This is a genomic window from Stutzerimonas stutzeri (assembly GCF_018138085.1).
Classification (GTDB): Bacteria; Pseudomonadota; Gammaproteobacteria; order Pseudomonadales; family Pseudomonadaceae; genus Stutzerimonas; species Stutzerimonas stutzeri_AI.
The window spans coordinates 2,436,618-2,457,442 of sequence record NZ_CP073105.1; the positions used below are offsets into that span (position 1 = coordinate 2,436,618).

The 20,825-nt window shown below is 62.1% G+C and carries 17 protein-coding genes; 8 read left to right on the forward strand and 9 right to left on the reverse strand.

All coding sequences use genetic code 11. The features are described from left to right. Window positions 1-51: 51 nt before the first annotated feature. From KCX70_RS11225 to KCX70_RS11240, 4 genes are read right to left on the reverse strand one after another with little or no spacing between them, the layout of a single operon-like run. Window positions 52-1,497 carry an efflux transporter outer membrane subunit gene (locus KCX70_RS11225; protein WP_249121729.1) on the reverse strand — a complete coding sequence of 482 codons (1,446 nt, stop codon included), beginning with the start codon at window positions 1,495-1,497 and terminating at the stop codon, window positions 52-54. Between the two features lie 8 nt (window positions 1,498-1,505). Then, window positions 1,506-2,408 carry an efflux RND transporter periplasmic adaptor subunit gene (locus KCX70_RS11230; protein WP_021208209.1) on the reverse strand — a complete coding sequence of 301 codons (903 nt, stop codon included), beginning with the start codon at window positions 2,406-2,408 and terminating at the stop codon, window positions 1,506-1,508. Window positions 2,409-2,435: 27 nt separating this feature from the next. Continuing rightward, window positions 2,436-2,639 (reverse strand): DUF1656 domain-containing protein, encoded by a 204-nt coding sequence (locus KCX70_RS11235; protein WP_021208210.1) that lies wholly within the window; start codon window positions 2,637-2,639, stop codon window positions 2,436-2,438. Beyond that, window positions 2,636-4,684, reverse strand: a complete 2,049-nt coding sequence (locus tag KCX70_RS11240) for an FUSC family protein (RefSeq protein WP_212620225.1) — start codon at window positions 4,682-4,684, stop codon at window positions 2,636-2,638. The genes KCX70_RS11235 and KCX70_RS11240 overlap by 4 nt, the downstream gene beginning before the upstream one ends. 189 nt (window positions 4,685-4,873) lie before the next feature. Here KCX70_RS11240 and KCX70_RS11245 point away from each other — a divergent pair, with 189 nt between their 5' ends. Next, the gene (locus tag KCX70_RS11245) at window positions 4,874-5,752 is read left to right on the forward strand and encodes a helix-turn-helix domain-containing protein (RefSeq protein WP_212620226.1); all 879 of its coding nucleotides are present in this window, start codon (window positions 4,874-4,876) and stop codon (window positions 5,750-5,752) included. Between the two features lie 136 nt (window positions 5,753-5,888). Next, on the forward strand, window positions 5,889-6,080 hold the full coding sequence (locus KCX70_RS11250) for a hypothetical protein (protein WP_212620227.1): 192 nt from the start codon (window positions 5,889-5,891) through the stop codon (window positions 6,078-6,080). A gap of 564 nt (window positions 6,081-6,644) precedes the next feature. Here KCX70_RS11250 and KCX70_RS11255 read toward each other — a convergent pair. From KCX70_RS11255 to KCX70_RS11265, 3 genes are read right to left on the reverse strand one after another with little or no spacing between them, the layout of a single operon-like run. Next, on the reverse strand, window positions 6,645-7,691 hold the full coding sequence (locus KCX70_RS11255; RefSeq protein ID WP_212620228.1) for a threonine aldolase family protein: 1,047 nt from the start codon (window positions 7,689-7,691) through the stop codon (window positions 6,645-6,647). Window positions 7,692-7,716: 25 nt separating this feature from the next. Beyond that, on the reverse strand, window positions 7,717-8,091 hold the full coding sequence (locus tag KCX70_RS11260) for a DUF202 domain-containing protein (RefSeq protein WP_021208215.1): 375 nt from the start codon (window positions 8,089-8,091) through the stop codon (window positions 7,717-7,719). 2 nt (window positions 8,092-8,093) lie between these two features. Beyond that, the gene (locus KCX70_RS11265; protein WP_080656842.1) at window positions 8,094-8,462 is read right to left on the reverse strand and encodes a YidH family protein; all 369 of its coding nucleotides are present in this window, start codon (window positions 8,460-8,462) and stop codon (window positions 8,094-8,096) included. A gap of 173 nt (window positions 8,463-8,635) precedes the next feature. On the opposite strand from KCX70_RS11265, the gene KCX70_RS11270 reads away from it, so the two are divergent. Further along, the gene (locus KCX70_RS11270; RefSeq protein WP_212620229.1) at window positions 8,636-9,127 is read left to right on the forward strand and encodes a copper chaperone PCu(A)C; all 492 of its coding nucleotides are present in this window, start codon (window positions 8,636-8,638) and stop codon (window positions 9,125-9,127) included. 577 nt (window positions 9,128-9,704) lie between these two features. Here the strand turns inward: KCX70_RS11270 and gorA are convergent. After that, a complete protein-coding gene (gorA, locus tag KCX70_RS11275; protein ID WP_021208218.1) occupies window positions 9,705-11,063 on the reverse strand; it encodes a glutathione-disulfide reductase in 1,359 nt (452 codons plus the stop codon). A 73-nt stretch (window positions 11,064-11,136) separates the two neighbouring features. On the opposite strand from gorA, the gene KCX70_RS11280 reads away from it, so the two are divergent. Further along, a complete protein-coding gene (locus KCX70_RS11280) occupies window positions 11,137-11,559 on the forward strand; it encodes a VOC family protein (protein WP_212620230.1) in 423 nt (140 codons plus the stop codon). Window positions 11,560-11,606: 47 nt separating this feature from the next. On the opposite strand, the gene galU is transcribed toward KCX70_RS11280, so the two are convergent. Beyond that, entirely contained in the window at window positions 11,607-12,446 is an 840-nt protein-coding gene (gene galU, locus KCX70_RS11285; RefSeq protein WP_021208220.1) for a UTP--glucose-1-phosphate uridylyltransferase GalU, read from the reverse strand. 624 nt (window positions 12,447-13,070) lie between these two features. Here galU and KCX70_RS11290 point away from each other — a divergent pair. From KCX70_RS11290 to KCX70_RS11305, 4 genes are all read left to right on the forward strand, one after another. Further along, on the forward strand, window positions 13,071-14,693 hold the full coding sequence (locus KCX70_RS11290; protein ID WP_212620231.1) for a methyl-accepting chemotaxis protein: 1,623 nt from the start codon (window positions 13,071-13,073) through the stop codon (window positions 14,691-14,693). A gap of 166 nt (window positions 14,694-14,859) precedes the next feature. After that, window positions 14,860-16,248 carry an oxygen-independent coproporphyrinogen III oxidase gene (hemN, locus tag KCX70_RS11295; RefSeq protein WP_102850612.1) on the forward strand — a complete coding sequence of 463 codons (1,389 nt, stop codon included), beginning with the start codon at window positions 14,860-14,862 and terminating at the stop codon, window positions 16,246-16,248. Between the two features lie 412 nt (window positions 16,249-16,660). After that, a complete protein-coding gene (locus tag KCX70_RS11300) occupies window positions 16,661-18,304 on the forward strand; it encodes a VRR-NUC domain-containing protein (RefSeq protein ID WP_212620232.1) in 1,644 nt (547 codons plus the stop codon). Next, on the forward strand, window positions 18,301-20,556 hold the full coding sequence (locus KCX70_RS11305; RefSeq protein ID WP_212620233.1) for an ATP-dependent DNA helicase: 2,256 nt from the start codon (window positions 18,301-18,303) through the stop codon (window positions 20,554-20,556). Before KCX70_RS11300 ends, KCX70_RS11305 begins: the two co-directional genes overlap by 4 nt. Window positions 20,557-20,825 lie beyond the last annotated feature (269 nt).

Below are 20,825 nucleotides of genomic sequence, written 5' to 3' on the forward strand. Positions count from 1 at the left end.
GGCCGCCTTTGCAGCCTTGCCTCGGGCCTTGACCTGTCAATGCCGAACACGCTAGCGGCCGGCAGCTGGGACAGGTTGTTGGCTCTGCCAGCCGCCACCCAGCGCAAGAAACAGGTCGACCTGATCCTGCGACAACTGCGCTTCTGAGGCGGCCAGCGCGGCCTCGGCGGTAGCCAGGGTGCGCTCGGTGTCGAGGCTGTCGAGATAAGCCAACCGGCCTTCCTGATACAGCCGGCGGGTATGGTCCGCAGCGTGGCTGGCGGCGTCTCGGGCGTCACGCAGGGCGTGGTTGCGGCGCAGGTCGTCGGCGTAGCGCGACAACAGCGTCTGGGTTTCGCGTAGCGCAGAGAGCACCACACCGTCGAAGCGGGCGAGGGCGGCATCGGCACCGGCTTCCGTGGCGCGCACCCTGGCGTGGTCGACCTGCGTCGGGATGTGCCAGGAGATGGACGGCCCGAACGTCCAGCGGCGGGTGATGGGATCGGTGATGTGTTCGAGCATGCCGGTGTAACCGGCCGACGCGCCGAGATCGATTTGCGGATACATCATCGCGGTGGCGACGCCAATGTCGGCGGTAGCCGCGGCGAGCGCGCGCTCCGCTGCGCGGATATCTGGACGGCGTCTGAGCAGCGCCGCGCCGTCGCCAACCGGAATCGGCTGATTCAGCTGCGGTGCCTGAGTGCAGGCGGCGACCGCTTCTGGCAGATCACCGGGCGCGCGACCGAGCAGGGCGGCGATCTGGTACAGCGCGGCGGATTTTTTCGATTCGAACGGCGGCAATTCGGCGCGCAGCGCTTCGACCTGGGCCCGTGCGCGGGCGACGTCCACCTCATTGCCGCGCCCGCCGTCGAGCAGACGCTTGGCCACGTCCAACTGCCGTCGTTGAATGTCCAGCGACTGCTCGGCGATGGTCAGCTCCGCGCTCGCGTGGCAGGCCGCGACATAGTTGCGCACGACCTGGGCCACCACGGTGATACGAGCGGAGTCCAGTGCCGCTGCGCTCGCATCGGCACTGGCGCCAGCCGACTCGGCGACGCGCTTGAGCTTGCCGAACAGGTCGAGCTGATAGCCGACCGAAAGCCCTGCGTCGGCGAGATTCATCACCGGGATCTTTTCCTGCAGCGCCAGTGATTCGCTGGACAGCTGGCCGCGGGCGAGCGAGCCGGCCGCTCCCAGCTCGACTTCCTGGGCGTGATGAGCCATCTGGAAGCCTTCATAGGCGCGCCGGAGGTTGTGATAGGCGAGGCGAACGTCGGTGTTGCCAGCCAGCGCCTCGCTCACCAGACGGTTGAGCATGGGGTCTTCGTACAGCGTCCACCAATCATCCGGCAGCTCGGCTTGCTCGACCTGTGCATTGCCAGCGAGATCGAACGGCGCCTGGGCCTCGGAGCGCTGACTCAGCGCATCGTCAGGCACCTGATAGTCGGGACCGACGGCGGTACAGGCGTTGAGGGTGCCGGCCAGGGTCAGCACGGCGATCAGGTTTCTACAGTGCACAGCGCCGCTCATAGGGCCGCCGGGCCCGTCGAGTCGGCTGATGGCCATGGCTGCACCGATAGTGTCGCGGTGCGGCCGATGACCAGTCGGATGTCGGTTTTCTGATCGTCGTCCAGCACCACGCGCACCGGAATCCGCTGCGCCAGGCGCACCCAGTTGAAGCTAGGGTTGATGTTCGGCAACAGCGAATTGCCGCGCGCACGGTCGCGGTCTTCGATGCCGGCGGCGATGCTCTGGACGTGTCCGTGCAGGCGCTGCGATTCCCCCATGATCTGGATGTCCACCGGTTGGCCGATCTCGATGGCGTGCAGTTTGGTTTCTTCGAAGTAGCCTTCGACGCGCAGCGAGCGGGTGTCGACGATCGACAGCACCGGCGTCCCGGTTCTGACGTAATCACCCACCCGCATGGTCTGGTCGCTGAGGTAGCCGTCTACCGGGCTGAGCACCGTGGTGCGCTTGAGGTCGAGGCGGGCCACGCCGAGCGCGGCTTCGGCGGTCTTCAGCGCGGCTTCGGCACGCTTGACCTGGGTATCGCCGATTTCCACGGTTTCCGCGGCGATCAGATCCTTCAACACTCGGTTGCGCTTGGCTTCCCGACGCGCCTGCTCGAGCAGGGCTCGGCGTTCCAGAACCGTGGCCTCGGCTTCCTCGACGGCCAGCTCGAAACGTGCCTGATCGATCACGAACAGGACCTGGCCGCGGCTGACCTTCTGGTTGTCGCGTACGCGCAGTTCGGTGACCAGCCCGGACACATCGGGCGCAACCTGGATGATGTCGGCATGCACATGGCCGTCGCGGGTCCACGGCGACTCCATGTAGTACTCCCAGAGGCGCAGGCCAACGATGCAGGCGATGGCGACGGCCAGCAAAGTCAGCAACACCGAGCCGGCGGCGGGTATCCAGTTCTTCATGGTTCGACTCATTTGTTCGGCTCCTGGCTAGCGTCCCGCTGTCAGCGTGAACAGGGCACCCAGCACCATGACGTAAAGGGCGAGGTTGAACAGCGGAGGGTGCCAAACCCAGCGATACAGGCCCAAACGGGCCAGAACACTGCCGAGCAGGCTTTTGAGCAGGTAGGCGATGAGCATCATCACCAGCAGCACCGGGACATAGACGCCATAGATATTCAGTTGGCCGGTCATGCGGAGGCTCCCAAGGGCGCGTACCCAGCAGCGGCTGGGCGAGGTGGGACAGCGACGATATCGAACAGCGCCAGGCGCAGGCCATGCAGCGCCTGGCAGGCCTCGTCCGTGGCCTGCCCTGGTTGCAGTGACAGGCGTTGCAGGCTGTGGTCCAGCAGTCGATGCAGACTCTCGGGCGCGGGCTCCGGATGACGCTCCCTTGCGCAGCGCTTGAAGTAGTCGTGCGCAGCCAGAAGGACCGGTTGCAGCTGCCGCTCGATGGTCGTTGGCAGCCGCGCTTGCTTGAGTTCCAGCAGGCGAAAGCAGATCCGCAATTCCCGGGTGGCGTCCTGCAATGCCAGCCCCTCGTCATCCAGCTGACCAAGGCGCGGCAACAGCTGCGCGGTGCGATCGATGACCTCGGAGGCGACCTCGTCGTAATGTTGTCCAGGCCTGGCCAGGGCCAGTCGCGACAGGCTGAGCCAGCCGCTGCGGGCTAGCCGTCGCGCCGCCCACTGCGTGCCGAATGGCCGGGTCAGGCGGGCCCAGACCAGGGCCAGCACGACGCCGAGAGCGGACGACAAGGCAGCATCGGCAAACAGCGGGAAATCAGCGCTGTACCGGTCCTGAATGGTGAGCGTGGAAATGGTCTGCACCGCCAGGAGAATCGTCGTGCCGGCATATTGCGGGCGCCCCGAGAAGGTGCCCAGCAGCAACAAAGGCACGGCCAGAAGGATGGCCAGGCTGCCGAAATCCTGCACATTGGGCATCAGCGCGAACAGGTAAATGGCCGCCGCTACGATGGATGCCAGCGTGGTCAGCAGAAATGACTTGATGAACGGTGCCGGGTTGTCCTGGCTGGCGAAAAAACAGCTGGCGACCGTGGCGATGAACACGCCGGTATAGCCGTGCTGCCAGCCAGACAGGTGCCACAGCAGGCTGACCAGCATCACCAGCGTGCCGGTTGAGAAGGCCGTGAACGCCAGTAATGAATAATCGTAATGACGCGGAGCGCCAATCAGCTGCCGCACCCGGTAGCGCAGCACGGGCGGCTGCTCGGGGTGCCCTTCGGCGAAGCACCGATGCAGACTCAAGGCATCCTGCCAGAGATCGATCAGCCCACGCAGCTGCCTAAATGCACTGGCGAACGCCAGCCGCTGCGCCGGGTAGCTGTCGGCCAGCCAGGTTTGCAACTGCCAGCTGCGCTCTGCCAGTTGCTCGGCATCGACGTGCACATCATCACCCTGTATCCAACGGTCGACGCGCTGCAGATGCGCTTCGAATTCCGGCAGTGGCTCGGGTAGATCCTGGCGCAGCTGGTCCAAGGCATTGCCCAGGGACATCAACTGCGGGGCGAGCATCGCGATGCGGGCGCGAAAATCCCGCGCATGCCTGGCTGGGAGACGGCTGCTACTGTCGTACTCAAGGTGCAGGATCATGCCGTCGAGGGCCATCACATCGATCATCAGCCGGTGCAGCCCGCGCTGATCGAAGGCGGCGTGAGCCGTTGCGGTAAGGATCTGACGCGCCCCTTGGCGAGCGTCCTCGAGCAGCATCCCCATGCGAGCACTCAGCACCGGGGCAATACGGGCAGGAAACAGCACGGCATTGACCAGGCCGGCGCAGACGATGCCCAGCAGAATCTCCTCGGAACGGGCCAGCGCGACATCGAAGATATCTTGCGGATGGCTGACCGTGGCCAGGCTTATCAGCGGCACGGTATAGGCCGCCAGCATGAAGACGTAGCTGCGCGGCGATCGGTCGAGCAGCGAGAGATAGAGCAGGGCGGTGATCCATAGCGCGATCACCAGGCTCAACATCACCGGTTGCTGGGAAAACAGCGGCAACATCGCCACCGATGCCGCGGCGCCGAGCAGCGTGCCTAGCGCCCGGTAGATCGCCTTCGAGCGTGTCGCCCCGGAAAGGGGATGCGAGACGATATAGACCGAGGCCATCGCCCAGTAGGGGTTATCCAGCGGTATGGCAAGGGCGATGTAAAGCGCAAGCAGGGCAGCAATCAGCGCCTTGGCTGAGAACAGCCATTCGCGCCAAGTCGGCATAGTCATATGGATTCGTTTTTTCGAGGCCGAGGCGGCGAAGGAAGGCAGAGCGCCAAGGCAAATCACACAAGTGGTTACATTTAACGGCAACCGGGTGTGACAAATCGAACAACCAATAGGACAATTCGCACTTTCGTTTGCCGCTGCGATCGCCTGGCCAAGGGCGATCCGGCAGTCCAAACCGTGCGAGGCGCGATGAAACGAATCCCTAACTACGGGCTCTATGGCGAAACGGCCCAGCCGGCCTGGCGAGACATGCTGCACTGCGAATGGATCAACGAGCGCAGTGCCCAGTACAAGTGGGAAATCAAACCCCATCAGCACGATGCATTGCTGCAGTTGATGTATATCCGCAGTGGCGGTGGCGAGGTTTCGCTGGAAAATCAACGCCTGCCGTTCGCCGGCCCGAGCATTCTGGTGCTGCCGAATCGCACCGTGCATGCCTTCAGTTTTCAGCGCGACACTGACGGTCCCGTCTTTACCGCGGCACAGCGTCCCCTGGAATCGATGGCGCGGATCGTCGCGCCCGGGCTGCTGGGCTTTCTGCAGCGCCCCAGCGTCGTGCCGCTGCCTTGGCAGGCCGACGGCAGCGAACCGATCTGGCCGCTGATCCAGCTGATCGAGGAGGAGGCGCGGAGCAAGGCCCGCGGCAATATCGCTGCCGGCCATGCGTTGTTGCTGACGTTACTGATCCACGCCGCGCGCTTGGACGCTTCGATCAACACGGCCCCACGACCCGGCAAAAGCCGACGAGCCGCCGTACTGAGGCAGTTCCGCGAACTGGTGAACCAGCATTTTCGCAATCACTGGACGCTTGGGCGTTATAGCGAGGCCCTGGGTATGACCACAGCCACGCTCGGTCGTGTTTGCCGGGAGGAGGCGGGCGTCGCGCCCAGCGCTATCATCAGCGAGCGAATCGTGCGCGAGGCGCAGCGCCAGCTGGCCTACACGAGCCTGCATATCCAGCAGATCGCCCATGAATTGGGCTTCGCCGATACCGCCTACTTCAGCCGATTCTTCCGCAAACAGGCCGGGCTCAAGCCCAGCGAATTCCGGGCATCGTTCAAACGGTGAGCAAAATGGCTAGCGTCGTTTCCCGATGACTGTTGCGTGACCGGTAACAGTGCTTCATGCGGAGCTGTCTGTTTCCGCCCATGCCTCAACTCTAAGCTTTGCCTCAGGTTTCAAATCACCTTATGAGGTAAATCATATGAACCGCATCATCGCCGCCGCAGCGCTTGCTGCCTCTACCATCGTGCTTTCGCCCATGTCCTTCGCCGAGGAGTCATCCGCCTTCGCGGCTCACTTCGCTGCGCTGCAAGACTCGGCCGCGGGCGACGCGTCCGAGCAAATCGCGACCAGCCAGCATGCAACCGAATCGCAGGCTGACAAGGACAGCTGACTCAACGCTTGTTGATGGTTGTGCGCTGGGTATTGGCGGCCACGAAGAACACCGGTACGGCATGTGTCGTACCGCGGTCAGGTAGTTTCCGAGCGCTGTATCTTTCCGGTTGGCGCTGAGGCAGCCGCAAGCTCAGCGTAGCCCCGGCTATCTATTGCTCGGTAACTTTGTGGTCCCGCAGCATGCTCGGCATTTATCTAAAGCCACGTTCTCTGGCCAGGCTTTGCTTACGTTTAAACTGGCAGAAAGCGAGAGCCGGCGGTTCAGGGCGCCAGGCGTGTGCGAGCCGTGCGATCTCAATGTGGCGTTGGTTTTTCATTAGGCGCTTCGCACGATGGGAAACCGGCGATCGCTTTGATCGAGAATCTGGCAGGCTTTACTGTTTAAGTTCCGTCGAGAAGTGGCTTCTCAAACAAACCGGTAACTTCGCATAATCTATATTATGTTAAATAGCTTATATGGCTGTTAGCTCCAGATACCTGCCGTAGCCTCTCTCATATTCGTCAGCATCCGATATCCAGTGCCGCGCCGTCCTTGTTGACGAGCGCGGCCTCTTCTTCCCGGTTATGGGTTTTGCAGTACGACGCTGCGAATGTCGTCCGCCAGTTGGCGTACGCGTTCCTCGCTGGTGTCCCAGGAACACATGAACCGTGCGCCACCGACCCCGATAAACGTGTAGAACATCCAACCGCGACTCCTGAGTGCCTCCAGCGCCAACGGTGGCATGTTGATGAACACACCGTTGGCCTCGACTGGAAACATCAGCTCCACGCCCGACACGTCGCTGATCAGGCTGGCAAGCAATTGCGCGCAACCGTTCGCATGTTCGGCATATTTCATCCAGGCGTGGTTTTCCAGCAGCCCGACCCAAGGCGCAGACAAGAAACGCATCTTCGATGCAAGCTGACCGGCCTGCTTGCAACGGTATTCGAAATCTTCGGCCAGTGCCCGGTTGAAAAACAGGATGGCCTCACCGACCGCCATGCCGTTCTTCGTGCCCCCGAAACAGAGCACGTCCACGCCCGACTTCCAGCTCAGTTCGGCCGGTGAAAGCCCGAGAAACGCACAGGCGTTGGCGAAACGCGCGCCATCCATGTGCAGATGCAGCCCCAGTTCCTTGCAGGTATCGCTGATGGCTCGGAGTTCGTCCGGCCGGTATACGGTGCCGATCTCAGTGGCCTGGGTAATGCTGACGACGCGTGGTTTGGGGTAATGGATGTCCTTGCGTTTGAGGGCAACTTCTCGAATAGCTGCAGGCGTTAGCTTGCCTTGCTCGGTGCGGGCAACGAGCAACTTGGAACCGTTGGAAAAGAACTCCGGTGCGCCGCATTCGTCGGTCTCGATATGGGCGATATCACCGCATATCACGCTGTGATAGCTCTGACATAGCGAAGATAGCGCCAGGGAGTTGGCAGCGGTGCCATTGAACGCAAAGAAGACTTCGCAATCGGTCTCGAACAGCTGGCGGAAATGGTCGGCTGCCCGTGCAGTCCATTGATCGTCTCCGTAGGCGCGGTCGTGTCCCTGGTTCGCGCGGGCCATGGCTTCCCAGGCTTCAGGACAGATGCCCGAATAGTTATCGCTGGCGAATTGCTGATTGGCGTTGGTCATTTGTACCTCTTTTCAAGTGGCTATCTCAGCTACTGATCGGCAAGAAAATTACGGTGTAGAGGCCTAGTGCGCCAAGAACGAAAACCGAGGCGCCCAGCCAGAAAATAGAAATTGCATCGGCCCGGATGCGCCCGCTTTTCACCCCGCTCGCGCTACGGGCGTAACGACGCTGCTGCGTGGTCCAGATACCCAACGCCGTCGCCAGCGATAGCGCGACCAACATGCCGACGAAGGTCCCGTGATAAGGCATCCAGCGCAGAAACAGCGCGCTCACGGTGATCATCGTCAGCAGCGTTCGGCCCCAGGCCAGCGAAGTGCGTTCGGGCTGCAGGCCTGGATCCTCATGCAGCGGCGGTCGCGGCGTGCCGGGTTCCAGGCGGCGACGAAAGGAAATATGCATCGTTAGCCGCGAAGCGCGATGAAACTGATCAGCACCAAGGTCACCAGTGTGCCGCCGATGGACAGAATCGGGATCAGCAATGGAAACGGCAACGGTCCGCTGTGCCGCATGGCACGCTCGATGGTGAGCCAGCGAACGCACGCCGTCGAGCTGATGAACATGGCCAACAGCAACAACGAGACCGATAGCACCTTGCGCACCTCCAGTGTGAAGATGCCGCCGGCAAAGGCTTCGACCGCCACTCCGCCGGCCAGCAGCGCCAACGAGGTGCGGATCCAGGCGAGGAAGGTTCTTTCGTTGGCCAGCGTAAACCGCGGGTCGGGCTCCTTTCCTCCGGACAACAACCGGTGACTCCAGCGACTTCGCTCCATGGGTGATTCGTCTCCGAACAATTGAGGGCCAGGGGCCCTGCCCATTCAAACAGAAACGCGTGCGCACTGCAGGTTCCGTTGCAATCATCCGCTCGTGGGAATGACCGTTCTGGCTACGAGGCGCCCTTGCGCCATGCTAATGTTCGCCATCGAAACCGTCCTGGAGAGATTTCATGCTGCTTCGTCTGGTCACCGCTTTTGCGCTCGCCACGGCCACTCTGGCTGCCTCGGCAGATGAACATTCCCACGCTAATCACGTGATGGCTGGAGCACCTGCCGTGTATCAGGTCTGGTCGCGTGCCATGCCGCCGACTGCCCCGACGGGTGCGGTGTATTTCACGCTGAGCAACCCCGGTGACACGGCAGATCGGCTGATAGGAGTGAAAACCGCCCGGGCCGAAAAAGCCGAGCTGCACGCACATGTGCATGAGGGTGACGTGATGCGCATGCAGCGTATCGACTCGATCGAGGTGCCGGCCGGCGGTGAGGTGCAGTTCCAGCCAGGTGGCAATCACGTCATGCTGTTCAAATTGAGCAAGCCGCTGGTAGCGGGCGAGCAATTTCCGCTCACGCTGATTTTCGAGCATGCCGGCGAGGTGAACGTAGACGTTTCCATACAGGACCAGGCGCCCGCGGCGGACGATAGCGCTCACCAGCACCACTGAGTGGTCAAGAGTGCTCCTACCATGCGCCGGGACCGTGAGAGCGGTCCCGACCGCGAAGGCTTCCCCAGGCAGATAGAGCATTCAGTGCGGGTCACTACAGGGAAGGCTTGCGAGGTACACAGACACCGAAGAGCTCGCGGTCAAGACCGCTCCTACAACGCACCAGGGCAAGCGTGGGGGCGGTCTCGACCGCGAAGGCTTCCCCAGGCAGATAGAGCGTTCAGTGCGGGTGATTACAGGGAAGGCTTGAGAGGCACGTAGACGCCGAAGAGCTCGCGGTCAAGACCGCTCCTACAACGCACCGGCAATCGTGGGAGCGGTCTCGACCGCGAATGGCTTCCCCAGCAGATGGAACATTCGGTGCGGGTTATCACTGGAAGACTTTAGAGCTAAGCAGACACGCCCGAAGAGTTCGCGGTCAAGACCGCTCCTACATGTCTATGCACACCCGTGGGAGCGGTCTTGACCGCGAGTCGGTAGCGGCTAACCGACCTGCTCGCTCCCCTCTTCTACCGCAGCCCACCTGGCGACCGCTACCGTTCCGTCGCCAGACCGGCAGGCTCGCGCCACGCCACCGTCAGATGCCGGTGGGTGTGCGCATGGTCACGAACTCCTCGGCCGCGGTGGGATGGATGCCGACGGTATCGTCGAAGATCCGCTTCGTGGCGCCCGCCTTCAAGGCCACGGCCATGCCCTGCATGATCTCACCGGCATCCGGCCCGGCCATGTGGCAACCGAGCACCTTGTCCGTTTCGGCATCGACCACCAGCTTCATTAGGCTGCGTTCAAGTCCACCGGTCATGGTCAGCTTCATCGGCCGGAACCGGCTCTCGAACAAGACCACTTTGTGGCCCTGCTTGCGCGCTTCTTCCTCGGTCAAACCGACGGTCGCCATGTTGGGCAGGCTGAAGACCGCAGTGGCGATGGTGTTGTAGTCGACCGGCCGATATTCCTCGGGTTTGAACAGCCGGCGGGCAACGGCCATGCCTTCGGCCAGCGCGACGGGCGTCAGCTGGATACGACCGATCACATCGCCGATCGCCAGAATGGATGGTGTCGAGGTCCGGTACTGATCATCCACGGCGATGAAGCCCCGATCGTCCAGCTTCACATCGAGATTCTCCAGCCCCAACCCGTCGAGCATCGGCCGGCGGCCGGTGGCGTAAAGGATGCAGTCGGCCTCCAGCGTGCGGCCGTCCTTCAGAACGGCGAGCAGGCTGCCGTCCGGCTGCTTGTCGATACGGGCGATGTCGGTGTTGAACTGCAGGTCGATGTCCTTCTTGATCAGCTCGTCTTTCAAGTGATCGCGCAGCGAGCCATCGAATCCCCGCAGAAAGAGCTCGCCGCGGTACAGCAACTTGGTATCGGCGCCACAACCCCGGAAGATCGAGGCGAACTCGACGGCGATATAGCCACCGCCGACCACCAGGACGCGGCGAGGCAGCTCGTCAAGATAGAAGGCTTCGTTCGAGGTGATCGCATGTTCGCGCCCCGGGATTTCCGGAACGAAAGGCCAGCCTCCGGTGGCGATCAGGATGTGCTCGGCGGTGTACTGCCGCCCTTCGACCTCAACGGTATGAGGGTCGACCAGCCGCGCATGCGCCTGCATCAAGGTGACGCCGCTGTCGATCAGGAGATTCCTGTAGATGCCGTTGAGGCGCTCAATCTCGCGATCCTTGTTGGCGATCAACGTCTTCCAGTCGAAGGTCGCGCCATCGATGGTCCAGCCATAGCCTTGGGCTTGGTCGAGGTCTTCGGCATAGTGAGCGCCGTAGACCAGCAGTTTTTTCGGCACACAGCCAACGTTCACACAGGTGCCGCCCAGATAACGGCTTTCGGCAACCGCGACGCGGGCACCATAGCCCGCTGCAAACCGGGCGGCACGGACGCCGCCGGAACCAGCGCCGATGACGAATAGATCGAAGTCGTAAGCCATGAACGGTTGTCTCCCTTGTAGAACGCACAGCATAACCCAGGCTTTGCACACGATTCATTCGGAGGACTGACGCATGCGCCCTACCCTTACCCACCTCGCTTTGCACGTCCCGGACCTGGATGCCTGCATCGCTTTCTATGCGCAGTTCTGTGGCATGCACGTTTTCCACGAGCGTGCGGGAAAAGGCTCGCGCATCGTCTGGATGGCCGAACCCGGCAAGGAACGTGAGTTCATCTTCGTGATCATGCCCGGCGGGCAGGACCGTGCCTTGGCCGAGAATGACTACAGCCATTTTGGCTTCGCTCTCGCCAGCCGCGGCGAAGTCGACGCGATCGCCGATCGTGCGCGCAAAGCCGGTTGCCTGATATGGGAACCACGCGACGAGCCCTACCCGGTCGGCTATTACTGCGGCGTACGCGACCCCGCGGGCAACTATGTCGAGTTCAGCTATGGCCAGCCGCTCGGTCCGGGCGCGGAAGAAATGCCGGCCCCCTGAATGCACAAAACCACCCGAAGGTGGTTTTGTGCAGAACCGGTGGCCGATTAGAAGGCTTTACCGGTCAGGTAGAAATTCTCGTAGCAGAAGTTGGTGGCGGCGATGTAACCCTCGGCGCTACCGCAGTCGAAACGCTGCCCCTTGAATTTGTAAGCCAGTACGCAACCGTCCTGGGCCTGACGCATCAGGGCGTCGGTGATCTGGATCTCGCCGCCTTTGCCTGGTTCGGTCTGCTCGATCAGGTCGAAGATGTCCGGCGTCAGGATGTAGCGGCCGATGATCGCCAGGTTCGACGGTGCATCTTCCGGCTTGGGCTTCTCGACCATGTGGCTGACACGGAAAATATCGTCCCGGATCATCTCGCCGGCGATCACACCGTATTTGCTGGTCTCTTCCGGCGGTACTTCCTGAATCGCGACGATCGAGCAGCGGAACTGGTTGTACAGCTTGACCATCTGCGCCAGGACCGGGTCGCCATTAAGGTTGATGCACAGGTCGTCCGCCAGCACCACGGCGAAGGGCTCGTCGCCGATCAGCGGACGGCCGCTGAGAATCGCATGGCCCAAGCCTTTCATTTCAACCTGGCGGGTATAGGAGAAGCTGCATTCGTCGATCAGCTTGCGAATACCGACCAGGTACTTCTCCTTGTCGGTGTTACGGATCTGGTGCTCGAGTTCGTAACTGATGTCGAAGTGGTCTTCCAGGGAGCGCTTGCCGCGGCCGGTTACGATAGAAATCTGATTCAACCCTGCCGATAGCGCCTCCTCGACCCCGTATTGGATCAGGGGCTTGTTCACCACCGGCAGCATTTCCTTCGGCATGGCCTTGGTGGCAGGGAGGAAACGCGTGCCATATCCGGCCGCAGGAAAAAGGCATTTCTTGATCATGTGAGTCCTTGAAGAGGAAGGTTCCAGTTGATGCACTGCGCCTGGATCGGTCAGCAGTCGTACCTGCATGTTCCGCCGACAGCGGCTGACTAGAGGCTACGACCATCGAAACGATGCGGGGTTCGACGGCTATCGATGCGAATTTCGCTCGCTTCGCCGCCCGACCGAAGGCCATTGACATGGCCTGTGCATAGCGTGCGGCGGCGCACGGAAATTGCCAAGTGGCTGCACGCAAAAATGAAGTCGATTCCGGCCGAATCAGCGCCGCCCTCGAAGGCTTTGCGTGCGGCCTGGTGTCGCAATGCGCCGCGCTGATGATCGATCACATGACGAACGTGCGGTCGAGACGAGTGCGCTTTACTGATCCAGATCAGGAAAACGGCGAAAAATTTTCGTTTCGTCGCGTGCCATACCGCTCTGTCGAGCGAGACCGACTAGGATGTCGGCGGCCGTGTTGATGGCAATGCGCCTGCACGTCGCCAGACAGCAAAAAAACCTTGTAAAGACAAGGGACATACGGCCGATAAGCGAAGCAAAAGAAGCCGCTGGCAACCAGCGCCCCGCGACCGTTCACAGGACTTGGGGTCGGCTTCGTTTCGTTGGCAGCAGTAGCTAAGGATCCTCATGAACAACACCTTTCCAGCTCGGCAAATGTCCGTCCAGTCGAAGATCAACCTGGCTCTGCTGGTGGTGTTCGCCTTGGTCCTCGCCGCCTCCCTCCTCCATTCGGCGGGTTCCGAGAAAGACCTCGTTCTCCAGGTCGTCGAGCAGCAGACCAAGGACGCTGCCGACTCCTATTTCGACAGTATCAACACCATGATGCTCACCGGGACAATGGCCCAGCGTGAGGTGCTGCGCGACAAGCTGCTGGCGCGCCCTGGCGTGATCGACGCTCGCATCGTGCGCGGCGAGCCGGTCAGCAAGGTCTTCGGCCCCGGCTTCGCCCATGAGGCACCTGCCGATGAGCACGACAGGGCCGCACTGGCGGGCAAGTCGACGATGGAGGTGAGTGAAGGCAAGAACGGCCGCGTCCTTACCGTCATCAACCCGATCCTTGCGCATCAGGATTACCGCGGCACCAACTGCCTGTCGTGCCACCAGGTTCCCGAAAACACGGTAATGGGCGCGGTGCGGATCAGTTATGACCTGTCTGTGCTCGATGGTGAAGTCAACCGTAACGTGATGACCTCGGCCGGCATTCAGCTGGCACTGTTGCTGATAGGGCTGGTGGTCATGGGCTACATCATTCGCCGGGTGATCATCAACCGCATCAACGACATGCGGCACACCATGGAAGCGATGACCAGGGACGAGGATCTGAGCCGCATCGTCGCTGTCCATGCCGAGGACGAGGTCGGCGCCATGGGCCATTCGTTCAACCACATGATCGGTAAATTCCGTCACAGTCTCGAAGCGGTGGCGAAGGTTACGCATCAGCTAGGCGAAGTGTCGGATCGGGTTTCCAGCGTAGCGGAAAAGACCCATTCAGCGGTGTTGGCCCAGCGTAGCGAAACGGACATGGTCGCCTCTGCCATGAACGAGATGAGCGCGACCGTGCAGGAAGTGGCGCAGCACGCCAGCCAGACCGCAGCCGCCTCCACCGGCGCTGATGCACAGTCGAAGGCAGGCGTCACCCTGGCAACCGAGGCCCTGGACGGCATCGACGGGCTGATCCGTGAGATCGAGCAGGCTGCACAGGTGATCAAGCAGGTCGAAACCGATGCGACCTCCATCGGCATGGTCCTCGGTGTGATCAATGGCATCGCCGAACAGACGAACCTGCTGGCGCTCAACGCGGCCATCGAAGCGGCCCGCGCCGGCGAGCAAGGCCGCGGCTTTGCGGTCGTCGCCGATGAAGTTCGGACGCTCGCCTCGCGTACGCAGAAGTCCACTGGCGATATCCAGGCCACCATCGAACAGCTGCAGACCGGCGTGCGCAACGCAGTGAAGGTGATGCAGGATGCCCAGGAGCGCGCCAATGCCGGCTCCACCTGCGTCGCCAAAGCGGCGCAGAGCCTCAATGGAATTGCTGGCGAAGTCGGCACGATCAACGACATGAACATGCAGATCGCCACGGCGGCCGAAGAGCAAAGCGCGGTCGCCGAGGAGATCAACCGCAACATCACCACTATCAGCACCATCGCCGACACCACCGCAGCCGATGCACAGCAAACCTCGCAGATCAGCGACGAGCTCGTGCATCTGGCCGCCGAACTGAATCGCCTGGTCGGACAGTTCCGCCTCTGAGTCATCCGAGGCCGGGCATTGCGCTGCCCGGCTCTCTACCGGCCCCGAACTTGATCTGGGACAGCCGACTCCGTCGCCGGAATCAGGGATAATCGCGCCACGATGTCGCAGGCCGCCGACGGCAATCCGTCCAGCCAACCAGCCAAACAACCCAGGTGAACCCTACATGGACCATACGCCGAGCTTTAACCGCGCCCTGGTCGAGAAGTACGACCGTCCCGGTCCTCGATACACCTCTTATCCGACTGCGCCGCAGTTCCACCAGGCCTTTGCCATGGATGACTACCGCAGCGCCGCGCAAGCCACCAACGAGGCCGCCGCGCCCAAGCCGCTGTCGGTGTACATCCACATCCCGTTCTGCAAGAGCCTCTGCTACTACTGCGCGTGCAACAAGATCATCACCCACAAGACCGACCGCGCCGCCGAATACCTCGACTACCTCAAGCGTGAGATCAAGATGCAGGCCGCACTGTTCGATCGCTCGCGCAAGCTGACGCAGCTGCACTTGGGCGGCGGCACGCCCACCTACCTCACCAGCGAGCAGCTCGCCGACCTGATGGCCGCGCTTCACGAAGCCTTCAACATGGACGACAGCGACAACCACGAATTCTCGCTGGAGGTCGACCCGCGCACCGTCACGCCCGAGCAGATCCATCAGCTGCGAGCCCTGGGCTTCAACCGCCTCAGTTTCGGCGTGCAGGACTTCGACGAGCAGGTACAGATCGCGGTCAACCGCATCCAGACCGAAGAACAGACACGGGACCTGGTCCAGGCCGCGCGTGAAGCTCACTTCAAGTCGATCAGCGTCGACCTGATCTACGGCCTCCCCTTGCAGACGGTGGAGAGTTTCAACGTCACGCTGGACAAGATCATCGACATCCGCCCCGACCGCATCGCTGCCTACAGCTACGCGCACCTGCCGGATCTGGTTCGGGCGCAGAAGCTGATCCGCCCAGAAGACATGCCGCCGCCGGAGCGCAAGCTGGAGCTGCTGGAACTGACCATCCGGCGCCTGACCGACGCCGGCTACGTCTATATCGGCATGGACCACTTCTCCCTGCCGGACGACGAGCTGGCCCTGGCACGCGCCAACGGCACGCTGCAGCGCAACTTCCAGGGCTACTCCACGCACGCCGACTGTGACCTGATCGGCCTTGGCATTTCGTCCATCGGCAAGGTCGGCGACAGCTACAGCCAGAACGTGAAGGAGCTGTCGCAGTACTACGCGCGCCTGAACGAGGGCCTGCTGCCGGTGCATCGCGGCTACAAGCTCAGCGAGGACGACCGCCTGCGTCGTGACGTGATCATTTCGCTGATGTGTCATGGACGGGTCGATTTCAGCGAGATCGAGCAGCGATACGGCATCGACTTCCGCGACTATTTCGCCGATTCGCTGGCCAAGCTGGACGAACATGTCGCCGATGGACTGGTCGAGATAACCGACGACGCCGTCGTACTGTTGCCTCAAGGGCACTTGATGATGCGTAACGTCGCCATGGCTTTCGATGCCTACCTCGGCGGCGAACAGCGCGGCCGCTTCTCCCGCACCGTGTGACGAGCTGTCTGGGCTACGCCGCCTCATACAAAGGCGGCGTACACCAGGCAGACGCCCCGCGCGTCAGATGCCAAAGCTTCGTGCCGAGGTCGGCCCTCCCACAGAATGCAGCGGTTGCGCCCCAGATTTTTATTGGCGCGCCCCGCAGCGAACGCAGGCGAAGGCGCGCCAGACGCAAAAGCTTCCCAGCGCTAACAAGTGCACTTCGCCGCGTTTATGCGCCCCGCCGCTATCTAACCATCTAAGCGCAGCGGACCGCCTGAACACCGCCAGCCTTGGGCCGTCATCGCATTTTTCATGGCTGCGACAGTTCAAAGCCGTTGATCGTACCGGCGTTGCCAAACCTGGCTATAACTGTATAAATACCCAGCCTTGGGGCGGCGTGCCCCTGTACAACCGAACCGGACGTTCGATGCGCCAGGCCCTGGAAAATCCCTTCTACTACCTCGAGAACTTTCGGCAGGTGCTGGCCTGGGTCGCTGAGCGTCACGGTGACCTCCTGGATGATCGAGAGCGTGCCTTTCTGGACCGCTTCAACCAGGTCCCACAAGCCTCGCAGGCGCTGCTGGTTCGCATGGTGATGCGCAAGGGCACGCTGTTCCGGGCCAGCAAGTTGCGCTATGTGGAAATCGGTTGCCCGGTACAGGCCTCGGCATCCCTGGTCGAGCACGGCTGGATCGAGGCCAACCCGATACTGGAGCTCGCCCAGTTGTTCGATCTGCTGAAGAAGGACGAACTGCTTCGTGCCCTCGGCCACACCGCGCACAACGGCCAGCGCAAGCGTGATCTGTTGCAGGCCTTGCAGGCCGAGCATCCCCAAGCCAAGCCCTTTTCGGACTGGTGTGAAACCCTGGATGATCTGGCGTTCGGGCTCACCATCAGCGATCTCTGCGACCGGCTACGGCTGATGTTCTTCGGCAACATTCACCAGGATTGGTCCGAGTTCGTTCTCGCCGATCTCGGCATCTTCCGCTACGAGCAGGTCGCCTTCTCGCCGGCGTCACGGGCCTTCCATACGCGCGCTGACGTGGATGCCTACCTGCACCTGCATCGCTGCCGGGAGCGTTTCGAAGTGGGCGAGCCCGTCGATGCCGTGCTGCGCGACGTGCCCACGACACCGTACGCCAACGACTGGCTGGAGCATCGCCGCGGCAAGCTGCTGTTGAGCCTTGGCCGGCAATGCGAGCGTGAGGGCGACCTGTCCCTGGCCCTGCGGCTGCACGCCGGCAATCGCTATCCTGGCGCACGCGAGCGGGCCATCCGCGTGCTGGAGCGTTGCGATCAGCCAGAGGCGGCGCTGGGGCTGGCGCTGAAAGCCGATGCGCAGCCTGAAAGCGAGCATGAAGCCCAGCAACTGCAACGTATCCTGCCGCGCCTGAGACGGGCACTTGGCGGACCCGCAGCGCGGCGCGCCAGCCCTATCCAGCCCGAGCGAATGGACCTCACGCTGCCCCGGCCCAATGGCATGAGCGTCGAGCACGCGGTGCGCGAGCACCTGAGTGGCGACGATGCACCGGTCTATTACGTGGAAAATACGCTGATCAATTCGCTGCTCGGCCTGCTGTGCTGGGATGCGATCTTCGCACCGCTGCCGGGCGCGTTTTTCCATCCGTTTCACGCGGCGCCGGCGGACCTGGCTCGTCCTGACTTCCATGCCCGTCGCGCCGGGCTTTTCGATGAATGCCTGGCCAAGCTGGGCACCGATGAATACCACGACTGCATCCGCCGTGTGTTTCGCAACAAGTTCGGCATTCAATCGCAGTTCGTCAGCTGGGGGTTGCTGAACGAGCAACTGCTCGAAGACGCGTTGTCTTGCGTTCCCGCCGAGCATCTGCGCCTGTGTTTCCAGCGCATCCTGAGGGACGTACCGAACCACCGCAGCGGATTGCCCGACCTGATTCAATTCTGGCCGGGCGAGCGGCGCTACCGGCTGATCGAGGTGAAGGGCCCCGGCGATCGTCTGCAGGATAACCAGAAGCGCTGGATAGACTTCGCCCTGCAACACGACATTCCCATCGCCGTCTGCTACGTGCAATGGACCGAGGGCGCGCCTTGAGCTATCGGGTCGCAGTTCGCGCCCTGTGCGAGTTCACCGCCAAAGAGGGCGATCTGGATCTTCGCTTCACGCCCTCCCCCACGGCACTGGAAGGCATGGCCGGACATGCCACCGTGACAGGCCGCCGAGCGGAAAGCTATGAGCGTGAAGTGACGCTGGAAGGTGCCTATCTGGATCTGCTGGTCCGCGGCCGTGCAGATGGATACGACCCCGCGCAGAACCGGCTGGAAGAGATCAAGACACACCGCGGCGACCTTGCACGGCAGCCCGCCAATCACCGTCAATTGCACTGGGCCCAGGCGAAAATCTACGGCGCTCTGCTGTGTGCATCACGCGGGCTGGAGTCGCTGAATGTCGCCTTGGTGTACTTCGATGTGGGCAGTCAGAAGGAAACGGTGCTGGCCGAAGCGTTCAGCGCTGTCGAATTGCAGGCGTTCTTCGAAGCCCAATGTCAGCGTTTCATCGCCTGGGCCGAGCAGGAACTGGCGCATCGGCAGGCACGCGATCAGGCACTCACGACGCTGAAGTTCCCCTACGGTGAATTTCGACGGGGCCAGCGGCAACTGGCTGAAGCCGTGTACAAGGCCGCTTGCACCGGTACGCATCTCATGGCGCAGGCTCCGACAGGCATCGGCAAGACACTCGCCACGCTGTTTCCGCAACTGAAAGCCTTCCCCGGCCAGCAGATGGACAAGCTGTTCTTTCTCGCGGCGAAAACCTCCGGGCGGCAACTGGCGTTGGATGCGCTGGCCGGTCTGACAATGCCCGCAATGCCGCTGCGGGTGCTGGAGCTGACCGCGCGGGACAAGGCTTGCGAGCATCCGGACAAGGCCTGTCACGGCGAGTCCTGCCCGCTCGCCCGTGGCTTCTACGACCGCCTGCCGGCTGCACGTGCAGAAGCGATCACCCGCCCGCTACTCGATCGGGCAGCGCTACGCGAAGTAGCGCTGGCGCACGAGGTCTGCCCTTATTACCTCGGCCAGGAACTTGCCCGCTGGGTCGATGTGGTCGTCGGTGACTACAATTATTACTTCGACCTGAGCGCCCTGCTCTACAGTCTGACGCTGGCCAATCAGTGGCGAGTGAGCGTGCTGGTAGACGAAGCGCACAACCTGCTGGAACGCGGGCGGAGCATGTACACTGCCGAGCTTGATCTAAGGAGTTTCAAAGGCTTACGGAAGATAGCTCCAAACAACATAAAAAAGCACATCGAGCGCATTTTGCGTTGCTGGAGTGAACTGCACAGCGCACAGACCGCCACCTATCAGGTTCAACCGGAGCTGCCCCACAAGCTGATCGGTGCGTTGCAGCAAGCCATCAGCGCCATCACCGATCACCTGGCGGAGCAGCCAGCAGGCGTCGACCCGGCACTGCTGAATTCGTATTTCGACGCGATGCACTTCTGCCGTCTGGCGGAACTGTTCGGATCACATTCGCTGTTCGATTGCACGCTGCTACCGCAGCGCGCATCCCTTGGGCGAAGCTCAGTGGTCTGCATCCGCAACGTACTGCCGGCCCCCTTTCTCGGTCCCCGTATGCTCGAAGCACGATCCTGCGTGCTTTTCTCTGCCACGCTCAGCCCGAGGCAGTTCTACGCCGACACCCTGGGCCTGCCACGCAATCAGGTCTGGATCGACGTCGAATCACCCTTCCGGGCCGAGCAACTGGAGGTTCGCCTGGCGCGACATATCTCCACTCGCTATCAGGACCGCATGGCCTCGCTGCAGACGATCGTCGATCTGCTCGCGCAGCAGTATCAGCAGCGCCCCGGTAATTACCTCGCGTTCTTCAGTAGTTTCGAGTATTTGCAGCAAGTGACCACCCTGCTAGCGAGCAAGTACCCTGCACTGCCCTTCTGGGAACAGACGCGCGGGATGCACGAAGCGGCTCGTAGCGACTTCCTTGCGCGCTTCACTGACGAGAGCCGAGGCATCGGGTTTGCCGTGTTGGGCGGCGCCTTTTCAGAGGGGATCGATCTACCCGGCGATCGGTTGATTGGCGCCTTCATCGCGACGCTGGGTCTGCCGCAGGTCAACTCGGTCAACGAGCAGATGAAAGCCCGGATGGATCAGCTGTTTGGCACCGGCTACGACTACACCTACCTCTATCCCGGCTTGCAGAAGGTGGTGCAGGCCGCAGGCCGGGTGATCCGTACCACCGACGACCGGGGCATCGTCCATCTGCTGGACGATCGCTTCGCGCGGCCACAGGTCCGATCTCTGCTGCCCAGCTGGTGGGGCGATGCGCTCTGACCGATAGTCGTCACACCTCTTCGCACGGTGTCTCGTTGTCCGGTTGCCAAGCCCGCTCAGCCCTGGTTCCCCAAGACGTCACTGTGCGGAAGACTTAGACATTAGTCTGACGGCTAACAGTTCTTTACAAATTGCGTTGACAAGCGTTGCCCGCTAGCCATAATCCCGAATGTCGTATGACGACTGATAACAGATTTCGAGTCGCGACACGCGACCGCCTGCCAGCGGCCGCGCTAACCCCACTGTCGTTTTCGGCCACCGGCCGCGCG